Source organism: Shewanella marinintestina, assembly GCF_023283845.1.
Lineage (GTDB): Bacteria > Pseudomonadota > Gammaproteobacteria > Enterobacterales > Shewanellaceae > Shewanella > Shewanella marinintestina.
Map to the genome: position 1 here is coordinate 1 of NZ_JAKILC010000033.1, position 16392 is coordinate 16392.

Annotated in this window: 13 protein-coding genes; all 13 read left to right on the top strand. The window is 44.9% G+C overall.

Annotated elements, in window-relative coordinates:
• The coding region (locus L2747_RS21135) for an EF-Tu C-terminal domain-related protein (protein ID WP_487250653.1) at nucleotides 1–102 on the top strand (102 nt) is incomplete at its 5' end.
• Between the two features lie 290 nt (nucleotides 103–392).
• A complete protein-coding gene (gene secE, locus L2747_RS21140) occupies nucleotides 393–764 on the top strand; it encodes a preprotein translocase subunit SecE (protein WP_249000899.1) in 372 nt (123 codons plus the stop codon).
• Nucleotides 765–773: 9 nt separating this feature from the next.
• Nucleotides 774–1325: a transcription termination/antitermination protein NusG gene (gene nusG, locus L2747_RS21145; protein WP_220781338.1), complete on the top strand. Its 552-nt coding sequence runs from the start codon at nucleotides 774–776 to the stop codon at nucleotides 1323–1325.
• A gap of 127 nt (nucleotides 1326–1452) precedes the next feature.
• Nucleotides 1453–1881: a 50S ribosomal protein L11 gene (rplK, locus tag L2747_RS21150; RefSeq protein WP_249000900.1), complete on the top strand. Its 429-nt coding sequence runs from the start codon at nucleotides 1453–1455 to the stop codon at nucleotides 1879–1881.
• A gap of 4 nt (nucleotides 1882–1885) precedes the next feature.
• Nucleotides 1886–2587, top strand: a complete 702-nt coding sequence (gene rplA, locus L2747_RS21155) for a 50S ribosomal protein L1 (protein WP_220781337.1) — start codon at nucleotides 1886–1888, stop codon at nucleotides 2585–2587.
• Between the two features lie 268 nt (nucleotides 2588–2855).
• Nucleotides 2856–3353 (top strand): 50S ribosomal protein L10, encoded by a 498-nt coding sequence (rplJ, locus tag L2747_RS21160; protein WP_249000901.1) that lies wholly within the window; start codon nucleotides 2856–2858, stop codon nucleotides 3351–3353.
• 57 nt (nucleotides 3354–3410) lie between these two features.
• Nucleotides 3411–3776: a 50S ribosomal protein L7/L12 gene (rplL, locus tag L2747_RS21165; RefSeq protein ID WP_249000902.1), complete on the top strand. Its 366-nt coding sequence runs from the start codon at nucleotides 3411–3413 to the stop codon at nucleotides 3774–3776.
• 238 nt (nucleotides 3777–4014) lie between these two features.
• Nucleotides 4015–8046 (top strand): DNA-directed RNA polymerase subunit beta, encoded by a 4032-nt coding sequence (gene rpoB / locus L2747_RS21170; RefSeq protein WP_249000903.1) that lies wholly within the window; start codon nucleotides 4015–4017, stop codon nucleotides 8044–8046.
• Between the two features lie 83 nt (nucleotides 8047–8129).
• A complete protein-coding gene (gene rpoC, locus L2747_RS21175) occupies nucleotides 8130–12344 on the top strand; it encodes a DNA-directed RNA polymerase subunit beta' (RefSeq protein WP_249000904.1) in 4215 nt (1404 codons plus the stop codon).
• Nucleotides 12345–12534: 190 nt separating this feature from the next.
• A complete protein-coding gene (gene rpsL, locus L2747_RS21180) occupies nucleotides 12535–12909 on the top strand; it encodes a 30S ribosomal protein S12 (protein ID WP_012153454.1) in 375 nt (124 codons plus the stop codon).
• 80 nt (nucleotides 12910–12989) lie between these two features.
• The gene (gene rpsG / locus L2747_RS21185) at nucleotides 12990–13460 is read left to right on the top strand and encodes a 30S ribosomal protein S7 (protein ID WP_012153455.1); all 471 of its coding nucleotides are present in this window, start codon (nucleotides 12990–12992) and stop codon (nucleotides 13458–13460) included.
• A 74-nt stretch (nucleotides 13461–13534) separates the two neighbouring features.
• Nucleotides 13535–15631 (top strand): elongation factor G, encoded by a 2097-nt coding sequence (gene fusA / locus L2747_RS21190; RefSeq protein WP_249000905.1) that lies wholly within the window; start codon nucleotides 13535–13537, stop codon nucleotides 15629–15631.
• Nucleotides 15632–15714: 83 nt separating this feature from the next.
• On the top strand, nucleotides 15715–16392 hold a 678-nt coding region (locus L2747_RS21195), incomplete at its 3' end, for a GTP-binding protein (protein WP_249000906.1).

A 16392-nucleotide genomic window follows, 5' to 3' on the forward strand; every position in this document is an offset into this window, starting at 1 on the left:
ACTCTAATCTGCCCAATCGCGATGGACGAAGGTTTACGCTTCGCTATCCGTGAAGGTGGCCGTACAGTTGGTGCTGGTGTTGTAGCTGAGATCGTTGCTTAATTAGCAACGAGTCTTAACTCGATACTGAAAAAGGCAGCTTAGGCTGCCTTTTTTGTTTTTATTGCATTTTGGTTGAATTTGTTAGTTAAGCTGCGCTATGTATTCTTGCCAAATAAGTGGAATAAGAATACAATCTATGACCGATTTTTGAGTCGTTGATTATACTTTATCTGAGTATATTGAGCGGTCGCCAGTTCGGATAGCGAGTCTGACTGAATTTTTCACTGAGCAAAACGCTGTTTTTAATAGCGTCACTTGACTCAGATCGTAGTGAGTAACGGAATTAACCGATGACAACAAATACTGAAAGCCAGGGTAACTCTCTGGATATCGTAAAGTGGGGCCTAGTCGTAGTCTTGTTGGCTGCTGCAATTATTGGCAATCAATATTTTAATGAAGCAAATGTTGTGGTTCGCGCTCTGAGTGTAGTCGTGACTTTTGCTATCGCTGGTTTCATCGCGTTGCAAACAGAAAAAGGCAAGCAAGCTTTAACTTTTGCTCGTGAATCACAGATTGAAGTTCGTAAAGTGGTTTGGCCTACGCGTCAAGAAGCACTCAATACAACTTTTATTGTATTAGCTGCAACAGCCGTTTTAGGTTTAATCCTATGGGGCCTAGATGCAGTATTGCTTAGAATTGTTAATTTTATTACAGGCGTATAGGCATTAAGTATGACTGAAGCTACTGAAGCTAAAAAGAGATGGTATGTAATTCAAGCGTTTTCCGGCTATGAAGGCCGTGTATGCAAAACTCTGCTTGAACATATCAGAATGCACGAAATGGAAGCTTACTTTGGTGAGGTTCTTGTTCCTACTGAAGAAGTAGTTGAAATGCGTGCAGGCCAACGTCGTAAGAGCGAGCGTAAGTTTTTCCCTGGCTATGTATTAGTCCAGATGGAAATGAACGATGAAAGCTGGCACTTGGTGAAAAGCATCCCTCGTGTAATGGGCTTCATCGGTGGTACGTCTGATCGTCCAGCACCAATTTCTGATAAAGAAGCTGATGCTATTTTACAGCGTCTACAAGAAACTACTGAGTCTCCAACGCATCGCGTTATGTTTGAAGCTGGTGAAGTTGTTCGTGTTACTGACGGACCTTTTGCTGACTTTAACGGTACTGTTGAAGAAGTCGATTATGAGAAGAACCGCGTTAAGGTTTCTGTAATGATCTTCGGTCGTTCAACACCTGTAGAACTTGATTTTAGTCAGATTGAAAAAAGCTGATTAAATAAAGCGCAAATACTATTTGGAAATGGGAGCGAATTTATATATAATTCGCTCCCATATTTTTCGGGGAGCTGTTCAGCATAGTGCTGATAGCGTTTGAACCCAAACTTGAGGAAAATGTCTCATGGCAAAGAAAGTTGATGGTTACATCAAACTGCAAGTAGCAGCCGGTGCTGCAAACCCGTCGCCACCAGTAGGCCCTGCATTGGGTCAGAAAGGTGTTAACATCATGGAATTCTGTAAAGCATTCAACGCTCGTACTGAAAAGTTCGAGAAAGGTATGCCAATTCCTGTAGTTATCACTGTTTACACTGATCGCTCTTTCACTTTCGAAACTAAGACTCCACCTGCGTCTTTCCTACTGCTTAAAGCATCAGGTCTGAAATCAGGTTCTGGCCGTCCTAACACTGAAAAAGTGGGAACTATCAAGCGTAGCGCTGTCCAGGAAATTGCTGAGACTAAAGCCGCTGATATGACTGGTGCTGATATTGAAGCGATGACTCGCTCAATTGAAGGTACTGCGCGTTCAATGGGTTTGGTAGTAGAGGACTAATATAATGGCAAAGCTAACTAAACGCGCTCGTCTAATTCGCGAGAAAGTTGAAGCGACTAAAAGCTACGACATCAATGAAGCTGTTGCACTTCTTAAAGAACTAGCTACTGCTAAGTTCCTAGAAAGTGTTGACGTTGCAGTTAACCTAGGTGTTGACCCACGTAAATCTGACCAAAACGTTCGTGGCGCTACTGTGCTACCACACGGTACTGGTCGTGAAGTACGTGTTGCTGTGTTCACTCAAGGTGCTAACGCTGAAGCTGCTAAAGAAGCTGGCGCTGAGCTTGTTGGTATGGACGAGCTTGCTGCACAGATCAAAGCTGGCGAAATGAACTTCGACGTAGTTATCGCATCTCCAGATGCAATGCGCGTTGTTGGTATGTTAGGTCAAATCTTAGGCCCACGTGGTCTTATGCCTAACCCAAAAACTGGTACTGTAACGCCAAACGTTGCTGAAGCAGTTAAGAACGCTAAAGCGGGTCAAGTACGCTACCGTAACGATAAGAACGGTATCATCCACACTACTATCGGTAAAGTGGACTTCGAACCAGCTCAACTTAAAGAAAACTTAGAAGCACTAATTGGCGCGCTTAAGAAAGCTAAGCCAGCTGCTGCTAAAGGCGTTTTCATTAAGAAAGTAAGCATCTCTACCACTATGGGTGCAGGTGTTGCGGTTGACCAGGGTTCTCTGGAAGACGCAAAGTAAATTTACAAAGCTCGCGCGTTAGTCTATAATGCGCGCACTTTGTAGGGTTGGGGCTATGGATTAACCTTTTAGGTTAGCTAATAGCCTCCGTCCAAGACCGTAGGTGTTAGTCAAAAGATTAACTTAATTTCCTGCGTAGACGGTGTCGGACCCCAGATAGATTTTTGTCTGCTGGAATTTTTCGCGCCGTAAGTCGCTAGGCATCAATAGATGTTTAGCATGGTAATTGCTAGGGAGTTTTCCCTAGATAGAATCCAGGAGTATACCAATGGCGTTAGGACTCGAAGACAAAAAAGCGATTGTTGCTGAAGTCAACGAAGCTGCCAAAGGTGCTTTATCTGCAGTTGTAGCCGATTCTCGCGGCGTAACTGTAGCTAATATGACCGGACTTCGTAAAGCAGCTCGTGAAGCTGGAGTGTATATTCGTGTAGTACGTAACACTCTTGTTAAACGCGCTGTTGCTGGTACTGATTTTGAGTGCCTAAACGAAACGTTTACTGGTCCTACTTTGATTGCATTCTCTAATGAGCACCCAGGTGCAGCAGCGCGTCTTCTTAAAGACTTCGCTAAATCACAAGAGAAGTTCGAAATCAAAGCAGCAGCCTTTGAAGGGGAATTAATCCCTGCAGAAAATATTGATCGTTTAGCAAAACTACCAACTTACGAAGAAGCACTAGCTCAGTTCATGATGACTCTAAAAGAAGCATCTGCTGGCAAGTTCGTTCGTACATTGGCCGCTTTACGCGATCAGAAAGAAGCTGCTTAATAAATTTATTAGCCGCTTAATTAAAATTGAATTCAGTACAATTAGGAAACTTTTGTTATGTCTATCACTAAAGACCAAATCTTAGAAGCCCTTGCAGCAATGTCTGTAATGGAAGTTGTTGAACTAATCGAAGCAATGGAAGAGAAGTTCGGCGTTTCTGCTGCTGCTGCTGTTGTTTCAGGTGGTGGCGATGCTGCTGCTGTTGAAGAGAAAACAGAATTCGACGTAATTCTTACTTCTCACGGCGACAACAAAGTTGCTGTAATTAAAGCTCTTCGTGGCGCTACAGGTCTAGGCCTGAAAGAAGCTAAAGGCATGGCTGAATCTGCTCCAGTAGCAGTTAAAGAAGCTATCTCTAAAGAAGAAGCTGAAGCTCTTAAAGCTGATCTAGAAGCGGCTGGTGCTGCAGTAGAGATCAAGTAAGTTATACTCTAACTTACAACCTCCCGAGTAATCGGGCGGAGGCTGGCGGTTTTTTAACCGTCGGCCTTTTTTGCGCTGTAAGCGCAGGCGATTTTTTTTTCACCGTTTATCGCCAGATTTCGCAGTTCCTAGCAGAGATTACTGGTTGGGTTCTTGCTTTCAACGGTGATGGGCAAACGCGCTGTTTCAACATTAGGTTGATTCAGACTTGGTCACATCTCGCAATCAGAGGAAACCCATGGTTTACTCCTATTCTGAAAAGAAGCGTATTCGCAAAGACTTTGGTAAACGTCAACGTGTTTTAGACATCCCTTACCTTTTGTCAATCCAGTTGGACTCTTTTAAGAAGTTCACCGATCAAGATCCTACTGGTGAGCGTGGCTTTGAAGCTGCTTTCCGTAGCGTTTTTCCCATCAAGAGCTTTTCTGGTAATTCTGAGCTGCAATATGTCAGCTACAAGCTAGGCGAGCCAGTTTTTGATGTGAAAGAGTGTCAAATCCGCGGTGTTACATACTCTGCACCTCTACGCGTTAAACTGCGTATGGTTCTGTATGACCGTGAAGCTGCACCTGGCACAGTAAAAGACATTAAAGAACAAGAAGTCTATATGGGGGATATCCCTCTTATGACTGACAACGGTACCTTTGTTATCAACGGTACTGAGCGTGTAATCGTGTCTCAGCTACATCGTAGCCCAGGCGTATTCTTTGATCATGACCGTGGTAAAACCCACTCTTCAGGTAAGGTGCTGTATAACGCACGTATTATTCCTTACCGTGGTTCTTGGTTAGACTTTGAATTCGATCCTAAAGATGCGCTATTCGTACGTATTGACCGTCGTCGTAAACTTGCGGCTTCGATCATTCTGCGCGCGCTAGATTATTCAACTCAAGATATCCTTGACCTGTTCTTCGATCGCGTTAACTTTAAGATCAAGAAAGATTCATTAGTAATGGATCTTGTTGCAGACCGTCTACGTGGCGAAACTGCAAGTTATGATATTAAAGACGCTGACGGTACAGTATTAGTTGAGAAAGGTCGTCGCATCACTGCACGTCACATTCGCCAACTTGAAAAGTCAAACACAACTGAGCTTGAAGTACCAGTAGAGTACATCTCTGGTAAGATTTCTGGTCAAGACTATATTGATCCAGATACAGGCGAAGTATTGGTTTCTGCTAACGCCGAAATCAGTCTTGAAGATCTTGCTAAGCTATCAATGGCTGGCATCAAAGAGATCAGCACTCTGTATATCAACGAACTTGATAACGGTGCTTACATCTCTGACACTCTACGTATTGATTCAACAACTAACCGCCTAGAAGCGCTAGTTGAAATCTACCGTATGATGCGTCCTGGTGAGCCACCAACCAAAGATGCTGCAGAAGCACTATTCCAGAACTTGTTCTTCAGTGAAGAGCGTTATGACCTATCTAAAGTAGGTCGTATGAAGTTCAACCGTCGTCTAAGCATTGATGACGACGAAGGTACGGGTATCCTTTCGAAAGAAGATATCGTTGCCGTGATGAAGAACATCATCGCCATCCGTAATGGTTTGGACGAAGTAGATGATATCGATCACCTAGGTAACCGTCGTATCCGTAGTGTTGGTGAAATGGCTGAAAACCAGTTCCGTGTTGGTCTAGTTCGTGTAGAACGTGCCGTACGTGAGCGTTTAAGCCTTGGCGATCTGAATGAGCTTATGCCTCAGGACTTGATCAACGCTAAGCCAATTTCTGCTGCTGTTAAAGAATTCTTTGGCTCTTCACAGCTTTCACAGTTCATGGACCAAAACAACCCATTGTCAGAAGTGACGCATAAGCGTCGTATCTCTGCTCTAGGTCCAGGTGGTCTAACACGTGAACGTGCTGGTTTCGAAGTTCGAGACGTACACCCGACTCACTACGGTCGTCTATGTCCAATCGAAACGCCAGAAGGTCCAAACATTGGTTTGATCAACTCGTTGTCAACCTTTGCGCGTACTAACAACTATGGTTTCTTAGAAACGCCTTACCGCAAGGTAATCGATGGCGTGGTTACTGAAGAAGTAGATTACTTATCAGCAATCGAAGAAGGCCGTTACGTTATTGCTCAGGCAAACGTAGAATTAGATGAAAACAACCGCATGATGGACGAGCTAATTGCTTGTCGTCACAAAGGTGATTCAACGTTTATGGGTGCATCTGACATCCAATATATGGACGTATCACCACAACAGATTATTTCTGTTGCGGCATCACTAATTCCGTTCCTAGAACACGATGACGCGAACCGTGCATTGATGGGTGCGAACATGCAACGTCAGGCAGTTCCTACACTTAAGGCTGATAAGCCTCTAGTTGGTACTGGTATTGAACGTACACTTGCTGTTGACTCAGGCGTGGTTGTTGCTGCAAAGCGTGGTGGTTATGTTGACTACGTAGATGCAAGCCGTATCGTTGTTAAAGTTAACGAAGCTGAGCTGACTCCAGGCGAAGCGGGTATCGATATCTACAACTTGACTAAGTACACGCGTTCTAACCAGAACACTTGTATTAACCAACGTCCTTGTTGTTCTGTCGGTGACCCAATTGTTCGTGGCGACGTTCTTGCTGATGGTCCATCTACCGATTTAGGTGATTTGGCTCTTGGTCAGAACATGCGTATCGCGTTCATGCCTTGGAACGGTTACAACTTCGAAGACTCGATTTTGATTTCTGAGCGTGTAGCTCAAGAAGACCGTTTTACAACTATCCACATTCAGGAGCTTTCATGTATTGCTCGTGATACTAAGTTGGGTAGCGAAGAGATCACAGCTGATATTCCAAACGTTGGTGAGTCTGCGCTTTCTAAGCTTGACGAATCAGGTATCGTTTATATCGGTGCAGAAGTTAAGGGTGGCGACATCCTAGTTGGTAAAGTAACACCTAAAGGTGAAACTCAGCTGACTCCAGAAGAGAAGCTTCTCCGTGCAATCTTCGGCGAGAAAGCCTCTGACGTTAAAGACAGCTCACTACGTGTACCTAACTCTGTTAAAGGTACTATCATCGACGTACAAGTATTTACTCGTGACGGCGTTGAGAAAGACAAGCGTGCTGTAGAAATCGAAGAGATGCATATCGCTCAGGCGAAGAAGGATTTGACTGAAGAGTTCCAAATTCTTGAAGAAGGTGTTCTTGGTCGTGCTCGCAACCTATTACTAGGTGCTGGTTTCGATGAAGCGCAACTTAATGCAATTCCACGCTCACAGTTATTGATTCAAACAATCGATGACGAAGCGAAGCAAACTGAGCTAGAACAGCTAGCTGAGCAAGCGGAAGAGCTAAAAGCCGATTTCGATAAGAAGTTTGAAATCAAACGCCGTAAGATCACTCAAGGTGATGACTTAGCACCTGGTGTACTGAAGATCGTTAAGGTTTACCTAGCGGTTAAGCGTACTATCCAGCCTGGTGATAAGATGGCGGGTCGTCATGGTAACAAGGGTGTAATCTCTAAGATTTGTCCTATTGAAGACATGCCATACGACGAAAAAGGCGACCCAGTGGACATCGTATTGAACCCACTAGGTGTACCTTCACGTATGAACATCGGTCAGGTACTTGAAGTTCATATGGGTGCTGCAGCGAAAGGCATCGGTAATCGTATTACTGAAATGCTAGAAGAGCAGCGCGAATTGGCAGAACTTCGCGGATACATCAAGCAAGTTTATGACTTAGGTGACGAAGTGCAGCAGCGCGTAGACATCGATACATTTACTGATGATGAAATCTTGCGTCTTGCTAAAAACCTAAAAGGCGGTGTTCCAATTGCAACACCTGCGTTTGATGGTGCCAAAGAGAAAGAGATCAAGCAGATGCTTGAGCTTGCAGGTCTACCGCAATCAGGTCAATTGACTCTGTGTGATGGTCGTACTGGTAATGAGTTTGAGCGTAAAGTAACCGTTGGTTACATGTATATGCTAAAACTTAACCACTTGGTTGACGATAAGATGCACGCCCGTTCTACCGGTTCGTACAGTCTTGTTACTCAGCAACCATTGGGTGGTAAAGCACAGTTCGGTGGTCAGCGTTTCGGTGAGATGGAAGTATGGGCACTTGAAGCTTACGGTGCAGCATATACACTTCAGGAAATGCTAACCGTTAAGTCGGACGATGTGAACGGTCGTACTCAGATGTATAAGAACATCGTCGACGGTAACCATCAGATGCAACCAGGTATGCCTGAATCTTTCAACGTATTGTTGAAAGAGATCCGTTCACTCGGTATTAATATCGAGCTGGATCAAAAGTAACACTTGGTTACTGCCTCTATGGCAAAAGAAATTGGTGCTCTGCATTTGCAGGGCACCCGGTTTAACTCCTTCAGGAGAGAAACGTGAAAGACTTATTAAAGTTTCTGAAACAGCAAAGCAAGACTGAAGAATTTGAAGGTATTAAGATCGGCCTAGCGTCGCCAGATCTAATCCGCTCTTGGTCTTTTGGTGAAGTTAAGAAGCCAGAAACCATTAACTACCGTACATTCAAGCCTGAGCGTGAAGGTTTGTTCTGTGCGCGTATTTTTGGTCCAGTAAAAGATTACGAATGTTTATGCGGTAAGTATAAGCGTCTTAAGCACCGTGGTGTGATCTGTGAAAAGTGTGGCGTTGAAGTTACACAGACTAAAGTGCGTCGTGAGCGTATGGGTCACATCGATCTTGCTAGCCCAGTTGCACACATTTGGTTCTTGAAGTCACTGCCGTCTCGTATCGGTTTGATGCTAGACATGACTCTTCGTGATATCGAACGTGTACTTTACTTCGAATCTTTCGTGGTAATCGAGCCTGGCATGACCAGTCTTGAACGCGGCCAAATGCTAACAGAAGAAAACTATCTGGATGCATTGGAAGAGTACGGTGATGAATTCGAAGCTAAGATGGGTGCTGAAGCAGTTCTAGAATTGCTACGTGCTATCGATCTTGAGAAAGAAATTGAAATGATGCGCGAAGAATTGCCATCAATCAATTCTGAGACTCGTCGTAAGAAGATCACTAAGCGTCTTAAGCTTATTGAGGCATTCTTCACTTCAGGTAACAAGCCTGAGTGGATGATCCTTAAAGTGCTGCCGGTTCTGCCACCAGATCTACGTCCACTAGTTCCACTAGATGGCGGACGTTTTGCTACGTCTGATTTGAACGACCTTTACCGTCGTGTAATCAACCGTAACAACCGTCTAAAGCGTCTGTTAGACCTAGCTGCTCCAGATATCATCGTACGCAACGAAAAGCGTATGTTGCAAGAATCTGTTGATGCACTATTAGATAACGGTCGTCGTGGTCGTGCTATTACGGGTTCTAACAAGCGTCCGCTTAAATCTTTGGCCGATATGATCAAAGGTAAGCAAGGTCGTTTCCGTCAGAACTTGCTAGGTAAGCGTGTTGACTATTCTGGTCGTTCGGTAATTACCGTAGGTCCTACTTTACGTCTACACCAGTGTGGTCTTCCTAAGAAGATGGCACTTGAGCTATTCAAGCCATTCATCTATGGCAAGCTAGAAGGTCGTGGCTTAGCTACAACTATTAAAGCTGCTAAGAAGATGGTTGAGCGCGAAGTACCAGAAGTTTGGGACGTGCTAGATGACGTGATCCGCGAACATCCAGTGATGCTTAACCGTGCACCAACACTTCACAGATTAGGTATCCAGGCATTTGAGCCAGTACTAATCGAAGGTAAAGCAATTCAGCTTCACCCATTGGTTTGTGCGGCATACAACGCCGACTTCGACGGTGACCAAATGGCTGTTCACGTGCCACTAACGCTTGAAGCGCAGTTAGAAGCACGTTCACTAATGATGTCTACCAACAACATCCTTTCACCTGCAAACGGTGAACCAGTGATTACACCATCACAGGACGTTGTATTGGGTCTTTACTACACTAGCCGTGAGCGTATCAACGGCAAGGGTGAAGGCATGGCATTCGCTGATGTGGCTGAAGCTGAAAAAGCTTACCGCACTGGTGTTGCTGAGCTACACGCTCGCGTTAAAGTACGTATTACGGAAACAACGACGAACGAAGCTGGCGAAAAAGTTAAGACTCGTCGTGTTGTTGATACAACCGTTGGTCGTGCATTGCTTTCACAGATCTTACCGAAAGGTCTTTCTTATGATTTGGTTAACCAAAACATGGGCAAGAAGCAGATCTCTAAGCTATTGAACACTTGTTACCGTCAACTAGGTCTTAAAGATACCGTTATCTTTGCTGACCAATTGATGTACACAGGTTTCCACTTTGCAACTATCTCGGGTGCCTCTGTAGGTATCGACGATATGGTTATTCCAGATCTTAAGTACACGCTAGTAGCGGATGCTGAAGCGGAAGTTCTTGAAATTCAAGAGCAGTTCCAATCTGGTCTAGTAACAGCCGGTGAGCGTTACAACAAAGTAATCGATATCTGGGCAAGCGCGAACGAAAAAGTTTCTAAAGCGATGATGGAAAACCTGTCTAAAGAGACAGTGATTAACCGTGATGGCGAAGAAGAGCAACAAGAATCGTTCAACAGCATCTACATGATGGCCGACTCAGGCGCTCGTGGTAGTGCTGCACAGATTCGTCAGTTGGCCGGTATGCGTGGTCTGATGGCTAAGCCAGATGGCTCAATCATCGAAACCCCAATTGTGGCTAACTTCCGTGAAGGTCTAAACGTATCTCAGTACTTTATTTCTACTCACGGTGCGCGTAAGGGTCTTGCGGATACGGCATTGAAGACAGCTAACTCTGGTTACCTGACTCGTCGTCTAGTAGACGTTGCGCAAGATTTAGTTGTTATTGAAGATGACTGTGGCACTTACGAAGGTCTAACTATGAAACCGCTTATTGAAGGTGGTGATGTAGTTGAGCCGTTACGTGAGCGTGTTCTTGGTCGTGTTGTTGCACAAGACGTGTTCAAGCCTGGTACTGAAGAAGTGCTTGTGCCACGTAACACGCTTCTTGACGAAGCATGGTGTGACATCGTTGAAGACAACTCTATCGACGAAATGATTGTTCGTTCAGTAATTAGCTGTGATACAGACTTCGGTGTGTGTAAAGCTTGTTACGGTCGTGATTTGGCTCGTGGTCATATCATTAACGAAGGTGAAGCAATCGGTGTTGTTGCTGCTCAGTCAATTGGTGAGCCAGGAACACAGCTTACGATGCGTACTTTCCACATCGGTGGTGCGGCGTCTCGAGCTTCAGCTGAGAACAACGTTCAAGTTAAGAACTCAGGTACCCTTAAGTTACATAACGCTAAGTTTGTAACTAACAGCAACGGTAAGCTGGTAATCGTATCGCGTTCTTCTGAGCTAGCTATTATTGATGAGCTAGGTCGTGAGAAAGAGCGTTATAAGGTTCCTTACGGTACTGTACTTGAGAAATTGGAAGATGATGGCGTAGCTGCTGGCGAAATTATCGCTAAGTGGGATCCGCATACTCACCCAATTATTACTGAAGTGGCGGGTAGTATTAAGTTCGTAGATATGATTGAAGGTGTCACTATGACACGTCAAACAGACGAACTAACTGGTCTTTCTTCAATCGTGGTACTAGAAGTAGGTCAACGTCCTACTGCTGGTAAAGAGATGCGTCCAATGATCCGTCTTGTTGCTGCTGATGGTAGCGATTTGATGATCCCAGGTACTGAAGTACCTGCGCAATACTTCTTACCAGGTCACGCGATTGTGAATCTTGACGATAACGCACCAATTAACGTTGGTGATGCATTAGCACGTATTCCTCAAGAATCTTCGAAGACTCGCGATATTACCGGTGGTCTACCGCGCGTAGCCGACTTGTTCGAAGCGCGTAAGCCAAAAGAGCCAGCTATTCTTGCTGAAGTATCGGGTACTATCTCGTTCGGTAAAGAAACCAAAGGTAAGCGTCGTCTAGTAATTACCCCAGCTGATGGTGGTGAGCACTACGAAGAGATGATTCCTAAGTGGCGTAACCTAAACGTGTTCGAAGGTGAAAAAGTTGAACGCGGTGAAGTTATTGCTGATGGTCCAGAAGCAGCTCACGACATTCTACGTCTACGTGGTATCCACAATGTGGCTAACTACATCGTGAATGAAGTACAGGACGTTTACCGTCTACAGGGCGTTAAGATCAACGATAAGCACATTGAGGTGATCATTCGCCAGATGCTGCGTAAGTGTGAGATCGTAGACGCTGGTGACAGTGAATTCCTACCGGGTGAACAAGCTGAAGTATCACGTGTTAAGATCGCTAACCGCGAACTTGAAGCACAAGGTAAGCAGCCTGCAACATTTGAACGCGAGCTTCTTGGTATTACCAAGGCGTCTCTAGCGACTGAATCGTTCATCTCTGCAGCATCGTTCCAGGAGACCACTCGTGTTCTTACTGAAGCTGCTGTTGGTGGTAAGAGCGATAAGTTACGTGGCTTGAAAGAGAACGTAATTGTTGGTCGTCTAATCCCTGCTGGTACAGGTTACTCATACCACCAGAAGCGTGCTGAAGCTGCAGTTAAACCTGCTGCTGAAGAAGCACCAGTGATTAGTGCAAGCGAAGCTGAGCAGAACCTTGCAGATCTACTAAATCTAGCTGGTAGCAACGATTAATTCGGTGCTAAAAAGTAAATAGATTGTAAAAAAGGCGCTTTTGGCGCCTTTTTTTTACTTTAAATCGGTTAAAAGTTGTCTATTTCTTGACAGATAGACCATACACTTCTAAAATTTCGCGTCCCACACCTGTGGGATATAGATTTTTCACACCTTACTGTTGATTTAGTCAACTGATTCGGAGCTATACATGGCAACTGTAAACCAGTTGGTACGTAAGCCTCGCGCACCGAAAGTCGATAAGACTAACGTACCTGCGCTAGCTGCGTGTCCACAAAAACGTGGTGTTTGTACTCGCGTATACACTACTACACCAAAAAAACCTAACTCTGCACTACGTAAAGTAGCTCGTGTGCGTCTAACTAACGGTTTCGAAGTTACTTCGTACATCGGCGGTGAAGGCCACAACCTGCAGGAACACAGCGTAATTCTAATCCGTGGCGGTCGTGTAAAAGACTTACCGGGTGTGCGTTACCACACTGTACGCGGCGCATTAGACTGTGCTGGTGTAAGTGAACGTCGTCAAGGTCGTTCTAAGTACGGTGCTAAGCGTCCTAAGTCTTAACGTTTTCCGTTAAGTAAGGCCAAGCTAGTTTTTATTGAGATTCCAGTTTTGGGGTCCCTGAAGCATACGGAGAAATTGTTATGCCAAGACGTCGCGTTGTAGGACAACGTAAAATCCTACCAGATCCAAAGTTCAAAAGTGAGTTGCTGGCTAAGTTCATCAACGTCATTATGCAGGACGGCAAAAAGTCGACTGCAGAAAAAATTATTTACAAGGCACTAGATACTGCGTCTGAAAAGAAAGGCGAAGATCATTTAGTAATCCTTGAAGCAGCCCTGGACAACGTACGTCCATCAGTCGAGGTTAAATCTCGTCGTGTTGGTGGTTCTACTTACCAGGTACCATGTGAAGTTCGTCCTGTGCGTCGTAACGCACTAGCGATGCGCTGGTTGGTTGAAGCTGCACGTAAGCGTGGTGAAAAATCTATGGCTTTACGTCTAGCAGGTGAAATGTTAGACGCATCTGAAAACAAAGGTACAGCTGTTAAGAAGCGCGAAGACGTGCATCGTATGGCTGAAGCAAACAAAGCGTTTGCTCATTACCGCTGGTAATATCTTGGCGTGGGCATTGTCCCACGCCTTACTTGCATTGCTAACACTCAGATTTAGCTAAGAGGGTATAAATCGTGGCTCGTACAACTCCAATTGAGCGCTACCGTAATATCGGTATTTGTGCTCATGTTGACGCTGGTAAAACCACTACCACTGAACGTGTTCTTTTCTACACTGGCTTATCTCATAAGATCGGTGAAGTTCATGATGGCGCTGCTACCATGGACTGGATGGAGCAGGAACAGGAACGTGGTATTACCATCACCTCAGCCGCAACGACTACTTTCTGGCGCGGAATGGATGCGCAGTTCACTGAGCACCGCATTAACATCATCGACACTCCAGGTCACGTTGACTTCACTATTGAAGTAGAGCGTTCTTTGCGAGTACTAGATGGTGCCGTCGTTGTTTTTTGTGGCTCATCAGGGGTAGAACCTCAATCTGAGACTGTTTGGCGACAAGCTGATAAGTATCATGTACCGCGCTTAGTGTTCGTCAATAAGATGGACCGCGCAGGTGCAAACTTTGATAGTGTTGTTGACCAGATCCGTAATCGCCTTGGCGCGACTTGTGTACCAATTCAAATGAATATTGGTGCAGAAGAAGATTTCAACGGTGTAATCGATTTGATCAAAATGAAAGCCATTAACTGGTCTGAAGAAGATCAGGGTATGACTTTCACTTATGAAGCGATTCCAGAGCACTTAGCTGAGAAAGCCGCAGAAATGCGTGAATACTTAGTTGAAAGTGCAGCTGAAGCGACAGAAGAACTGATGGAAAAGTACCTAGAAGATGGGGAACTTTCAGAAGAAGAGATCAAAAAGGCATTACGTCAGCGTACCTTAAACAACGAAATCGTATTGGCCACCTGTGGTTCTGCATTTAAGAACAAGGGTGTTCAAGCCGTTTTGGATGCTGTGGTAGATTTTCTACCATCTCCAGTTGAAGTCCCTGCCATTAAGGGCATTGATGACAACGAAGAAGAGACGTCTCGTCAAGCTGACGATAACGCGCCATTCTCAGCATTAGCGTTTAAAATTGCAACAGACCCATTCGTAGGGACTTTAACCTTTATGCGTGTTTATTCAGGTGTATTGGAAACAGGTGCTGGCGTATATAACTCTGTTAAGCAAAAACGTGAGCGTATTGGTCGTATGGTGCAAATGCACGCTAATGATCGTCAAGAGATAAAAGAAGTACGCGCTGGCGACATCGCTGCTGCTATTGGTCTTAAAGACGTGACTACTGGCGATACATTGTGTGATATCGATCATAAAGTAATTCTCGAGCGCATGGAGTTTCCTGAGCCTGTAATTACTATCGCTGTTGAGCCTAGAACTAAGGCAGACCAAGATAAGATGGGGATGGCATTGCAAAAACTTGCAATGGAAGATCCATCATTCCGTGTTGAAACTGATGAAGAATCAGGTCAAACACTGATCTCTGGTATGGGTGAGCTACACTTAGACATCATCGTAGACCGTATGCGTCGCGAGTTTGGTGTTGAGTGTAATGTAGGTAAACCTCAAGTTGCATATCGTGAAACTATCCGCAAAACTGTGGAAGTTGAAGGGAAGTTCGTTCGTCAATCAGGTGGTCGAGGTCAATTCGGTCACGTATGGTTGAAGCTAGAGCCTCAAGAAGAAGGTTTTGGCTACGAATTTGTCAACGAAATTGTTGGTGGTGTGGTTCCAAAGGAATACATCCCAGCAGTTGATAAAGGTATTCAAGAGCAGATGAAGAGCGGCGTATTAGCTGGTTTCCCTGTTCTCGACGTAAAGGTTACTCTGTACGACGGTTCATATCATGATGTGGACTCGAACGAGATGGCCTTTAAAGTCGCCGGTTCGATGGGCTTTAAAAAGGGTGCGCTTGAAGCTGACCCTGCCTTACTTGAACCTTGTATGAAAGTTGAAGTGACAACACCTGAAGATTATATGGGTGATGTTGTCGGAGACTTAAACCGTCGTCGTGGCCTTATTGAAGGTATGGATGATGGTATCGCAGGTGTAAAACTTGTGCATGCAACAGTGCCTTTATCTGAAATGTTCGGTTATGCGACCGATTTGCGCTCTGCCAGTCAAGGGCGTGCTTCATACTCAATGGAGTTTTTGAAGTACTCCGATGCACCGCAAAATGTTACTAAAGCAATAATCGAGGCTAGGGGCTAAGCTGTCTCACTCTATTATTGATATACTTAATTGCTATTGCTCGGTTTTAAGCCGAGCATTTTCTGAAAAGAAAGGAATATATCGTGGCTAAAGAAAAATTTGAACGCGTAAAACCGCACGTTAACGTTGGTACTATCGGACACGTTGACCATGGTAAAACTACTCTAACTGCTGCTATCTCTGCAGTTCTTACTAAGAGCTTCGGCGGTACTGTACGTGATTTCGCACAGATCGATAACGCTCCAGAAGAGCGTGAGCGCGGTATTACAATTAATACTTCTCACATCGAGTACGATACTCCATCACGTCACTACGCACACGTAGACTGTCCAGGTCACGCGGATTATGTTAAAAACATGATCACTGGTGCTGCACAGATGGACGGCGCTATCCTAGTAGTAGCTTCTACAGATGGTCCAATGCCACAAACACGTGAGCACATCCTGCTTTCACGTCAGGTTGGCGTTCCATTCATCATCGTATTCATGAACAAGTGTGACATGGTAGATGACGAAGAACTTCTAGAACTAGTAGAAATGGAAGTTCGTGAACTTCTATCTGAGTACGACTTCCCAGGTGATGACTTACCAGTTATCCAGGGTTCTGCTCTTAAAGCTCTTGAAGGCGAGCCAGAGTGGGAAGCTAAGATTCTTGAACTAGCTGAAGCTCTAGACACATACATCCCTGAGCCAGAGCGTGCTATCGATGGTGCATTCATTCTTCCAATCGAAGATGTTTTCTCAATCGCTGGTCGTGGTACT

Coding starts and splice junctions, on each gene's coding strand:
- secE (WP_249000899.1), top strand. CDS start 393: ATGACAACAAATACTGAAAGCCAGGGTAACTCTCTGGATATCGTAAAG.
- nusG (WP_220781338.1), top strand. CDS start 774: ATGACTGAAGCTACTGAAGCTAAAAAGAGATGGTATGTAATTCAAGCG.
- rplK (WP_249000900.1), top strand. CDS start 1,453: ATGGCAAAGAAAGTTGATGGTTACATCAAACTGCAAGTAGCAGCCGGT.
- rplA (WP_220781337.1), top strand. CDS start 1,886: ATGGCAAAGCTAACTAAACGCGCTCGTCTAATTCGCGAGAAAGTTGAA.
- rplJ (WP_249000901.1), top strand. CDS start 2,856: ATGGCGTTAGGACTCGAAGACAAAAAAGCGATTGTTGCTGAAGTCAAC.
- rplL (WP_249000902.1), top strand. CDS start 3,411: ATGTCTATCACTAAAGACCAAATCTTAGAAGCCCTTGCAGCAATGTCT.
- rpoB (WP_249000903.1), top strand. CDS start 4,015: ATGGTTTACTCCTATTCTGAAAAGAAGCGTATTCGCAAAGACTTTGGT.
- rpsL (WP_012153454.1), top strand. CDS start 12,535: ATGGCAACTGTAAACCAGTTGGTACGTAAGCCTCGCGCACCGAAAGTC.
- rpsG (WP_012153455.1), top strand. CDS start 12,990: ATGCCAAGACGTCGCGTTGTAGGACAACGTAAAATCCTACCAGATCCA.